Raw genomic sequence first — 10,148 nt, forward strand, 5'->3', positions numbered from 1 at the left:
CACTGCACAAAATCTGCTTGAAATCTGGACACTCAGAGCTTATTTGCCGCACTGCAACATAAGTTTCATGCGGGCGTTGTAAGCGCCTGACGGATTTTGCAGGAGGCAGATTATGGCTACGCAGCAGAAGAAGGATACCGCGCAGAACGCCGCGGCTGAACGTTTCCAGGCGGTGATGGGCGACGTCAATGAGCGCACCAAGACCGTTGTTGAGAAAGGTTCAAAGCTTGTCGAAGAGCTGACCGACCTCACCAAGGGCAATGTCGAAGCGATCGTCGCCTCCAGCCGCGTCGCCGCCAAAGGCGTCGAGACGCTGGGCCAGGAAGCCGCCGACTACGGCCGCCGCAGCTTCGAGGAAGCTTCGGCCGCTCTCAAGAGCCTTGCCGAGGTGAAGTCGCCGACCGACTTCTTCAAGCTTCAGAGTGACTATGCCCGCTCGGCTTTCGACGGCTGGGTTGCCGAGAGCGCCAAGGCTTCGGAAACGATGATCAAGCTCGCGGGCGAGATCGCTGAGCCGATCACCAGCCGCTATTCGGTTGCGGCCGAGCGCGTGAAGACGCTGGCTCTCTGAGCCACGCCTAAAGTTTCGTATGCGTAAGGAAGGGCGGCTGCTCCATTGGAGCGGCCGCCTTTTCCGTTGCGGCGGCCCGAGCATCAAGGCGCGGCAAAGCCTTGCCGGAACGGGAGCCCATGCCATATTTGTGCATTGATATGATAATGCATGAATCGCTGACGATTACCGCCGGGGACCAGAGGGACAGCGACGAAGGCACAGGCCTTGGCGTCGCCACCCGGACGCGCACGCGCACCAAGACGCCGTCGCCCTACAAGGTGCTGATGCTAAATGACGACTATACTCCGATGGAGTTCGTCGTCCTTGTGCTCCAGCGCTTCTTCAAGATGGATATCGAGGACGCGACCCGGGTGATGCTTCAGGTCCACCAGCGCGGCGTCGGCGTCTGCGGCGTGTTCAGCTACGAAGTCGCCGAGACAAAGGTTTCGCAGGTGATCGACTTTGCGCGGCAGAACCAGCATCCGCTGCAGTGCACGCTGGAAAAGGCCTGAACCGCTCCTAGCGAGCTCCCGGCAGCCAACTCGTGTCGAGCTGAGCATAGCGGTTGATGAAATTCACCTCCGCCGTCAGCCGCGCTTCGTCGAGTATCCTGATGGTGCTGCCGTTGCGGGCGATGAGACCGTCGTCGACGAGGCTCCGCATCATCCGGTTGACGTGGACGGCGGTGAGGCCGGTGGCATCGCCGATCTCCTCCTGAGTCAGCGGAACGTGGAATTCCAGGAGGTCGGCGCCGCCGGTCACGCGCAGCCGGGCAAGAAGCTCGCAAAGAAGCGACGCTACGCGGGCGCGGGCGGAAGTGCGGCCGACCGAGGCAAGCCGGTCGGCGAGCGACGCACGCTCGGCCAGGGATATCGAGAAGATGAGGGCGCTGAGACGCGGATGCTCCTCGAACACTGTGGCGAGCCTATCCTTGTCAAACGGACAGAGCACGGCATCCGTGACTGCCGTAATCGAGTCGATTGACCGTCCGAAGGCTAGGCTGGTGACGCCCACGACATCGCCGGGGAAGTGGAAGCGCATGATCTGCCGGCTGCCGTTACTGAGCAGCACACAGCTGTAGAGCCAGCCCTTCTGAACGATGAAAAGCTCGCGGCCCAGATCGTTTTCGCCGCGAACGGTTGCGCCGCGTCGGAAGCTGCGTTCCTGCTGTTCGAGTTGGCCAAGGGCCTCTTCCTCGCTCGGCGTCAGCGTCACATAATGCGCCAACCGCTCGGCCAAGCAGCTCCCCACGACGCCCATTCCCCCCGATAAGCAGCCAAACAAACGCGACGCTTCTAAACAGGAAAAGTGCGGCCCTGCTCTGATCGAAATCAAGAAGTCGTTTAAGACGTGATATTTAGCGGCATTCTGTGGCGACAGCTTGCACGCATATGCCAAAGTTCTAGAAGCCGCACATGGACAAGATCATCATCAATGGCGGCAAGCCCCTCAAGGGGAAGATCTGCATTTCCGGCGCCAAGAACGCGGCGCTGACCCTGCTGCCGTGCGCGCTCCTGACTGACGAGCCGCTAACGCTCCGCAACCTGCCGCGCCTCGCCGACGTCGACAGCTTCGGCCATCTGCTGAACCAGCTCGGCGTATCGACCACCGTCGAAGGCGCAAAGCCGGATGAAATGGGCCGGGTTATGACGCTCCGCGCGCGAAACATCGTCTCGACGGTAGCGCCTTACGATATTGTGCGGAAGATGCGCGCCTCAATCCTGGTGCTTGGACCGCTGCTCGCCCGCGCGGGCGAGGCGACGGTATCGCTGCCGGGCGGCTGCGCCATCGGCATGCGGCCGATCGACCTTCACCTCAAGGCACTGGAGGCGCTTGGAGCGGAGATCGAGATCACGTCCGGCTATGTGCGGGCGAAGGCGCCGAAGGGCGGCCTCACCGGCGGCACGATCAGCTTCCCGCAGGTTTCCGTCGGGGCGACCGAGAACGCGCTAATGGCCGCGGTTCTCGCTAAGGGCACAACGGTGATCGAAAACGCCGCGCGCGAGCCTGAGATCACCGATCTTGCCAAATGTCTCATCGCTATGGGCGCGAGTATCGACGGCCTTCGCACCGACACCCTCACCGTCCATGGCAAGGAAAAGCTCCACGGCGCCACCTATGCCGTCATGGCGGATCGGATCGAGGCGGGCAGCTACGCCTGCGCCGCGCTCATCACTGGCGGCTCCCTCGAGCTGGTGGGCGCGCACAAGGAGACGATGCCGTCGATTCTTTCCGGATTCGTTGATGCGGGCGGGATCGTTGAGGACACGAAGGACGGGATTGCGGTGCGCGCCGATGGCGGCATCAAGGCGCTGTCCGTCTCGACCGCCCCTTATCCGGCCTTCCCAACCGACATGCAGGCGCAATTCATGTCGATGCTGGCTCTGGCGGAGGGGACCAGCCTTCTTACCGAAACCATCTTCGAGAACCGCTACATGCACGTTCCGGAGCTCACCCGCATGGGTGCGGACATCGAAGTGCGCGGACGGGCGGCGATCGTTCGAGGTGTCGAGAAGCTGCACGGCGCGCCCGTCATGGCGACTGACCTCCGCGCATCAATGAGCCTCATTCTCGCCGGTCTTGCGGCGGAGGGGACGACAGAAGTCTCGCGCATCTATCATCTCGACCGCGGATACGAGCGGCTGGAGGAGAAGCTTCAGGCGGTTGGCGCAGACATCGAACGGATCAGCGACGGTTAAAACGCGATCTCGGCCGTGTGGATGAGCAGGCCGACGAGTCCGCCCACCAAAGTCCCGTTGATCCGGATATATTGAAGATCGCGGCCGACAGCGCCTTCCAGCCGGTCGGTGACCGTGCGCGCGTCCCAGCCACGGATCGTGTCTGAAACGAGGGTAACGATTCCACTGCCGTAAGTTGCGACTACTCCGACCACGGCGCGGCGCGCGAACTGGTTGATCGTCGCCTTCAGCCTCTGATCCTCCTGCAGCGTCTCGCCAAGCTGGCGGAGGGCCTCGCCAAACTTGCCCGCGAGCGCCGCGTCGGGATCGCGCGCCGCCTTCAGAAGGCTCGCCCGGCTATTTTCCCACAGGCTTTCCATCCAGTCGGAAACGGCCTTGTTCTCGACGATCTGGTTCTTCCACTCCTCGATCTTAGCCTGCATTTCCGGATTGTAGCGCATGTCCCAGGCAAGCTGCGCCAGCCCCTCCTCCGCCTTGGCGCGGAGCGGGTGATAAGGATCGATCGCCATGTCGATAGTGAGGCGGCGGAGGCCGTCGATCAGCGAGTCCGCAATCTTTTCGTCGAGGCCGGCGAGCCGCACCATGAAGCCGGTGCGGTCGTGCACCATCCGCCGGATCATATCCTCATTGGCGTCGAGGGTACGGCCTGCCCAGGTGATGATGCCGTCGAGGAGCGGCATGTGCCGATCCTCGTTGATTGCCGCCTCAAGCGACTGGCCGAGCAGCGGCGATACCTCCATCGCCCTGAGGCGCGATGAAACTGCGCTTTTTACCATGCCGCCGAGCCGCTCCTGATCGAGCGCCTCGAGTATGTCGGCGATAAGACGGGAGCCGCCCTGCCGCAGCCGCCCCTCCCCCGGTGGGTTGGTGAGGAACCGGCCGGCAGCGCCCGCCACATCGACACTCCGCATACGCCGCGCCACGATGGAGGGGGTGAGGAAGTTATCGCGGAGGAACAGCGCCAGCGTGTCGCCGATCCGATCCTTGTTCTTCGGAATGATCGCCGTATGCGGGATCGGAAGGCCGAGCGGGTGACGGAACAAGGCTGTGACGGCGAACCAGTCGGCGAGACCGCCCACCATGGCCGCTTCAGCGAAGGCTTTCACGAAGCCCCAGGCGGCGGATTGCTCATCGAATTGATTGGCAATGAGGAACAGGGCGGCCATCGCCACCAGCATGCCCGTCGCCATGTTCCGCATGCCGCGGGCGCCGCCCTGCACGGGATTGAAACGGGTAAGGCCGGTCCGCTCGAATAGGCTCATCGCTGTCCTAATAAACGGACCGGCCGATTAGTTCACTCCGCAGGCTGCGGCACCTGCTCCGGACCGTGATCGTCCTTGCCTCTATAGGTGATGACACGCCGGAACTTGGGCGCAAGCCACCGTTCGAAGCTGTCGGCGAGGCTGAACGTCGCCGGCACCAGCACCAGCGTCAGCAGCGTCGAGAGCAGCAGGCCACCGATCACGACCACCGCCATCGGCGCCCGCCAGCTGGCATCGCCTTCCAGCGAAAGCGCCGTCGGCACCATGCCTGCGACCATCGCCATCGTCGTCATGACGATCGGCTGCGCACGCTTGTGGCCGGCATCGATGATCGCATCGTTCTTCGGAACGCCCTTGCCCATTTCCTCAATGGTGAAGTCGAGGAGCAGGATCGAGTTCTTGGCGACGATGCCGAACAGCATCAGGATACCGATCATCACCGGCATGGAGACCGCGTGTCCGGCAATGTGCAGCGCGATCGCGCCGCCTAGAGGCGCCAGCAGCAGCGAGCCCATGTTCACGAACGGAGCCATCAACCGCTTGTAGAGCAACACCAGCACCGCGAAGACCAGGAAGGTCCCGGAGACGAGCGCCGTCAGGAACTCCGATACAAGTTGCGCTTCCTCGCGCTGCTGCCCGGAACGGGCGCGTTCTACGCCCTCAGGCAGGTTCTGCATGATCGGCAGCTCGTTGATGATCGTTTCGCCGTCCACCACGCCGGGGGCGAGGTCAGCACCGACCATCACGCGCCGCTGCTGATCGATGCGCTGGATCACGGAGGGTCCAGCCCCGAAGCTGATGTCGGCGACCACCTTCAGCGGAACTGAGCCACCGCTGGTGGTGGGGACAGGCATATTCTCGATCGTTGAGAGATTACGACGCGCGCTTTCGGTCAGCGCCACGCGGATCGGAACCTGGCGGTCCGAAAGCGAGAAGCGCGCGCTCGCCTGATCGATCTCGCCCTGCGTAGCGACGCGGATCGCCTGGCTCATCGCTGCCGTGGTGATGCCAAGGTCCGCCATCAGGTCTTGCCGTGGCTGGATCGTGATTTCCGGGCGGCGAAGGTCGCCGGCAATGCGGGGGGCCCGCAATTCCGGACGCTGCCGCATCTGTTCGACGAGGGTAAGCGCCGCAGCCTGCAACTTGGCGGGATCGGAGCCGGCCAGCAGCACTGATACGTCGCGGCCACCGACCCGTTGCGCATTGCGGAAACCGACGCGCGCATCGGCAATGCTCTGCAGCAGCGGCCCGACTTCGCGCTGGAATTCCGTGCTCGTCCGCTCGCGCCCTTCGTCGCGGTCCTTCAGCGAGATGTAGATGGTCGCATTACCCGCGCGTACGGATTCGAACGCCGATTTCACGTCGGGCTGCGCGAGCACCACCGCCGCTGCCCGGTCAGCAATCACGCGGGTCTGCTCAAGGGTCGCACCGGGCGGCAGCTCCGCCGAAACCTGGACGGTATCATCGTCGGTGTTGGGTTGGAACGTGAAGGGCAAGGTTGCGAAGGCCCCGATAGTCGCCACGAAAGCGAGGACGCCGACCGCCATCGTCTTCCAGCGGTGGACAAGGGTCCAGCGGAGAAGCCTCACGTAACGGTCCATCAGCCAGCCTTCGCCATGCTTGGCCTCGCCGTGCGCCTTCAGGAAATAGGCGGCGATCATCGGCGTGATCATACGGGCAACGGCAAGGCTGATCAGGACGGCAATCACGATGGTGAGACCGAAACTGATGAAGAACTGCCCGATGAGGCCGCTCATCATCGCAACGGGGAGGAACACGGCGACGATCGAGAAGGTGGTTGCCACCACGGGGAGGCCAATCTCGTCGGCCGCGTCAATCGATGCCTGATAGGCCGATTTGCCCATGCGCATGTGCCTCACGATATTCTCAATCTCGACGATCGCGTCGTCGACCAACACGCCCGCCACCAAGCTGAGAGACAGCAGCGTGACCATGTTGAGCGTGAAGCCCAGCATATCCATGAACCAGAAGGCCGGGATCGCGGACAGCGGGATGGCGATTGCGGAAATCAGCGTCGCCCGCCAATCGCGGAGGAACAGGAAGACCACGATGACCGCCAGCAGAGCACCTTCAACGAGAGCTCGCATCGACGATTCATACTGCATCTCGATATATTTTACCGGCGTGAACAGCAGGGTGTAGCGAACCCGCGGATCCTCGCGCGTCAGCTCGTCGAGCGCCCTCTGAACTTCATGATAGACGGTGACGTCGGAATGTCCCTTGGCCTTCTGGACCATGAAGCTAACGACCTGACGGCCGTTCTGAATGCCGTAGGAGGTCTGCTCCGCCCACTGGTCGCGAACATTGGCGATCGAGTTCAGCCGGATGGTGCGGCCGCCGCCGACGGAGATCTGGCTTTCGCCGAGCGCATGCGCGGTAAGCGCGCTGCCGAGCACGCGGACCGACTGTTCTGAGCCTGCAATTTCAGCCCGCCCGCCCGCGGCATTGAGGTTTACCTGCCGAAGCTGCTGGTTGATCTGAGAGGCAGTAACGCCCTGCGCCTGCAGCCTGACCGGGTCGAGCTCGACCTTGATCTCCCGGCTGACGCCGCCGGTGCGGCTTACGACTGAGACGCCCTCAATGCTCATCAGGCGACGGTTGAGCGTGTCGTCGATGAACCAGCTCAGCTGTTCCACCGTCATGGCGGTGCTCTCGGCCGAGAAATAGCCGATCGGCTCGTCCGTGAAGTCGACGCGCTCCACCTGCGGCTCCAGAATTCCTTCCGGAAGGTCGCCGCGAATGCGGGCGATAGCGTCGCGCACATCCGAAACCGCACGGTCCTCAGGAGTGCCGATCTCGAAGCTGATGAAGGTGTTGCTGTTGCCCTCGCGGATCGTGGAGTTGATCTCGTTGACGCCGTTGATGCCGCGCACAGCCGCCTCGACGCGGCGGGTGATCTGCACCTCGAGCTCGGGCGGAGCAGCGCCGGGCTGGCTGATCGATACGTTCGCCGCCGGCGATGTCACGTCGGGATTGAGGTTGATGTCCATCCTGTTGAACGCCAGCACGCCCATGGCGAGCAGGAAGGTGAACAGCACCATGGGGATCACTGGGTTGCGGATCGCCCAAGCCGAGATGTTACGCATCGTTCATCGACTCCAAAATCGGCTGCAGCTTAGCGGCTGGCCGCCCGCTGCGGACGAACCTTCTCACCCGGGTTAAGGAAGGCGCCGGCCGATTCCACGACCCGCTCGTTCCCGTTAAGCCCCTCGGCGACGACCACGCCCCGATCGGTGACGGTGCCGACGCGAACCGGGCGGCGCTGCACCGTATTGTTAGCCGTGACGATCAGCACGTAGCTGCCGGCATCGTCCGTCAGCACGGCCGATTCAGGCAGTAGCGGCGCGGTGGTGGCCCCGGCGCGGACCTCCGCAGACGCGAAGCCGCCGGGCCTCAGCTCACGATTATAGGGAATGGCGATTCGGGCTTCACCCTGCCGGGTCTGTGCATCGATGATCGGCGAAATCTGCCAGACCGAACCCTGGTAGCTCTGCTGCGAGCCGACCGGGGTCACGGTGACCGGCACCCCGACCGACAGGGTCGCAAGATCGGTTTGCGGCAAGCGCGCGAGCAGTTCCATCTGCCCCCCCTGCGCGATGCGGAAGAGCGCGCCGGATCCGGCGCTCACCACCTGCCCGGCCTCGACATTGCGGTCGAGGATCAGGCCTGCGGCCGGAGCGCGGACATCCAACCGCCCGATGCGGGCGCGGCTGGCGCCGAGCTGGGCCTGAGCGACGCGCACGCGCGCATTGGCGGCATCGCGCGTGGCAACACGGCGCTCCACATCGGCCTTGGACACGAAGCCTCTAGAAACCAGCGCCTGGGCGCGCTCGAGCTCCTGCTGGGCAAGCCGGGCATCGGCGCGGGCGACATCGATGGCGGCGGCAAGCTGCTGCGCCTCCTGCGACTGCACCGAGCGTTCGATGACTGCCAGCGTCTGACCGGCGCCTACCCACTGACCGGCTTCGACGAGGACCCGGGCAACCATACCGCCCTCACCGGCAATGCCGACAGGCATGTCGCGGCGAGCAGCGATTGTGCCAGTTGCGGAAATCGTCCGGGCAACCTGCTGGCGTCCGGGAACGATGACGCTGACGGTCGGAGCCTGTTGGGCGCCCTTGGCCGCGGCGGCGCCGGCTGCTTTTTCTTCAGAGCCGCCTCCGAAGATCAGGAAGGCCGCGACCGCTATGGCGGCGGCAGCAATGGCGGCGATGATGATCAGCCGGCGCTTGCGACGGCGCTCCAGCGCTAGATCGTCGAGCACCTCACCTTCCAGGGATTCGCGACGCCACTTTGCTGTCTCGAAATTCATGACTCTCATCTTTCCACACCGATTAAGTGCGGCCCCTGCCGCGTCACACTGTGTTACGCTAATATATCACTCGCCTCAACCCCAAAAGATGAGTACTGCCCCCGGCGAGGGAACGCGGCCTTTACTGGAAAAGTTACGCCCGCGCCATGTATAGTCACGCCAATGTGAACCTTCGATAACAGGAGGCAACGAAAATGCTCGAAGGCTACAGCATTCTTGGCTGGATCGTCGTCGGCGGACTTGCCGGAGCGCTTGCCAAGTTCATCATGCCCGGCCGCGATCCGGGCGGCTGCATCGTCACCATCCTGCTCGGCGTGGCGGGCGCACTCGTCGCCGGCTTCATCGGCAAGGCCGTGGGCTGGTATGACGAAGGGGACGGCGCCGGCTTCATTGCTGCCGTTCTCGGTGCGCTCCTGATCCTGTTAGTCTACCGGCTCCTCGTCCGTCGCCGCTGAGCTGGCAGCGTAACGTTCAGCAACAATGCAGCTTTCCTGTCGTTTTAGCGGCGGGGAGCAGCCGTTACGCCTGCTGAACGAATGGAGTGTCGGATGATGTTACGCAGATTGACCATGGCTTCATGTCTGGTGTTGGCCGGGGTGCCCGCGGCCGCCTTGGCTCAGCCAGCCGCCGTGGCGGTGCAGCCGATTTCGGGGACGCGGCTGGATGTGGTCGCGACGGGCGAGGTGAACCGGGTGCCTGACCTTGCCATCATTTCGGCCGGCGTCGTGACCCGTGCCCCAACCGCAAGCGCGGCCATTTCGCAGAACGCGCAGCAGATGCAGCGAGTGGTTGCGGCGCTCCGCCGCGCCGGGGTTGCCGAACGCGACATCCAGACGAGCTCGATCAACCTCAATCCCGATTATCGCTATCAGGAGAACCAGCCGCCGGTGCTGACGGGGTACCAGGCGAGCAATCAGGTCACCGTCCGCTTCCGCAACATCGCCGAGAGCGGAGAAATCCTGGACGCGCTGGTGCTTGAGGGAGCGAACCAGATCAACGGGCCGACGCTCACTATCGACAAGCCGGAGGAGGCGCTGGACGAGGCGCGCCGGGGGGCGATCACCACTGCCCGCGCACGGGCCCAGCTTTATGCGCAGGCGATCGGCAAACGCGTCGGGCGCATCCTGTCGATCAGCGAAGCGGGCGGTTACGGACCGCGTCCGATGGAGATCATGGTGACGGGCGCCCGCATGGGCGTTGCGGCGGACGCCGCGACGAAGATTGTGCCCGGTGAGCAAACGCTGACGGTTAGCCTCTCCGTCAGCTTTGAACTGGAATAAAGAAAAGGGCCGCTCCGCGCT

General features: G+C 63.8%; 9 protein-coding genes. 5 read left to right on the forward strand and 4 right to left on the reverse strand.

The annotated features are described in order from the left end of the window. Positions 1 to 112 precede the first annotated feature (112 nt). Both VGD10_RS08015 and clpS read left to right on the forward strand, forming a co-directional pair. Positions 113 to 571, forward strand: a complete 459-nt coding sequence (locus tag VGD10_RS08015) for a phasin family protein (RefSeq protein WP_331040289.1) — start codon at positions 113 to 115, stop codon at positions 569 to 571. 146 nt (positions 572 to 717) lie between these two features. Next, the gene (gene clpS / locus VGD10_RS08020) at positions 718 to 1,065 is read left to right on the forward strand and encodes an ATP-dependent Clp protease adapter ClpS (RefSeq protein WP_331040290.1); all 348 of its coding nucleotides are present in this window, start codon (positions 718 to 720) and stop codon (positions 1,063 to 1,065) included. Positions 1,066 to 1,072: 7 nt separating this feature from the next. On the opposite strand, the gene VGD10_RS08025 is transcribed toward clpS, so the two are convergent. Continuing rightward, positions 1,073 to 1,792 (reverse strand): Crp/Fnr family transcriptional regulator, encoded by a 720-nt coding sequence (locus VGD10_RS08025; protein WP_331040291.1) that lies wholly within the window; start codon positions 1,790 to 1,792, stop codon positions 1,073 to 1,075. A gap of 176 nt (positions 1,793 to 1,968) precedes the next feature. Between VGD10_RS08025 and murA the strand changes: the two genes are divergently transcribed. Beyond that, a complete protein-coding gene (gene murA / locus VGD10_RS08030) occupies positions 1,969 to 3,252 on the forward strand; it encodes a UDP-N-acetylglucosamine 1-carboxyvinyltransferase (protein WP_331040292.1) in 1,284 nt (427 codons plus the stop codon). On the opposite strand, the gene VGD10_RS08035 is transcribed toward murA, so the two are convergent. From VGD10_RS08035 to VGD10_RS08045, 3 genes are read right to left on the reverse strand one after another with little or no spacing between them, the layout of a single operon-like run. Then, a complete protein-coding gene (locus VGD10_RS08035) occupies positions 3,249 to 4,514 on the reverse strand; it encodes a DUF445 domain-containing protein (protein WP_331040293.1) in 1,266 nt (421 codons plus the stop codon). The two genes, murA and VGD10_RS08035, sit on opposite strands and share 4 nt — an antisense overlap. 32 nt (positions 4,515 to 4,546) lie before the next feature. Further along, the gene (locus VGD10_RS08040) at positions 4,547 to 7,621 is read right to left on the reverse strand and encodes an efflux RND transporter permease subunit (protein WP_331040294.1); all 3,075 of its coding nucleotides are present in this window, start codon (positions 7,619 to 7,621) and stop codon (positions 4,547 to 4,549) included. A gap of 29 nt (positions 7,622 to 7,650) precedes the next feature. After that, complete coding sequence (locus tag VGD10_RS08045; protein ID WP_331040295.1) at positions 7,651 to 8,847, reverse strand: efflux RND transporter periplasmic adaptor subunit; 1,197 nt, start codon at positions 8,845 to 8,847, stop codon at positions 7,651 to 7,653. Positions 8,848 to 9,041: 194 nt separating this feature from the next. Here VGD10_RS08045 and VGD10_RS08050 point away from each other — a divergent pair, with 194 nt between their 5' ends. Then, on the forward strand, positions 9,042 to 9,302 hold the full coding sequence (locus VGD10_RS08050) for a GlsB/YeaQ/YmgE family stress response membrane protein (protein ID WP_331040296.1): 261 nt from the start codon (positions 9,042 to 9,044) through the stop codon (positions 9,300 to 9,302). Between the two features lie 114 nt (positions 9,303 to 9,416). After that, positions 9,417 to 10,127 (forward strand): SIMPL domain-containing protein, encoded by a 711-nt coding sequence (locus VGD10_RS08055; protein ID WP_331040297.1) that lies wholly within the window; start codon positions 9,417 to 9,419, stop codon positions 10,125 to 10,127. The last annotated feature ends 21 nt before the right edge of the window (positions 10,128 to 10,148 follow it).

Origin of the sequence: Allosphingosinicella sp., from assembly GCF_036402135.1 — a bacterium.
In the GTDB taxonomy this organism is placed as follows: domain Bacteria; phylum Pseudomonadota; class Alphaproteobacteria; order Sphingomonadales; family Sphingomonadaceae; genus Allosphingosinicella.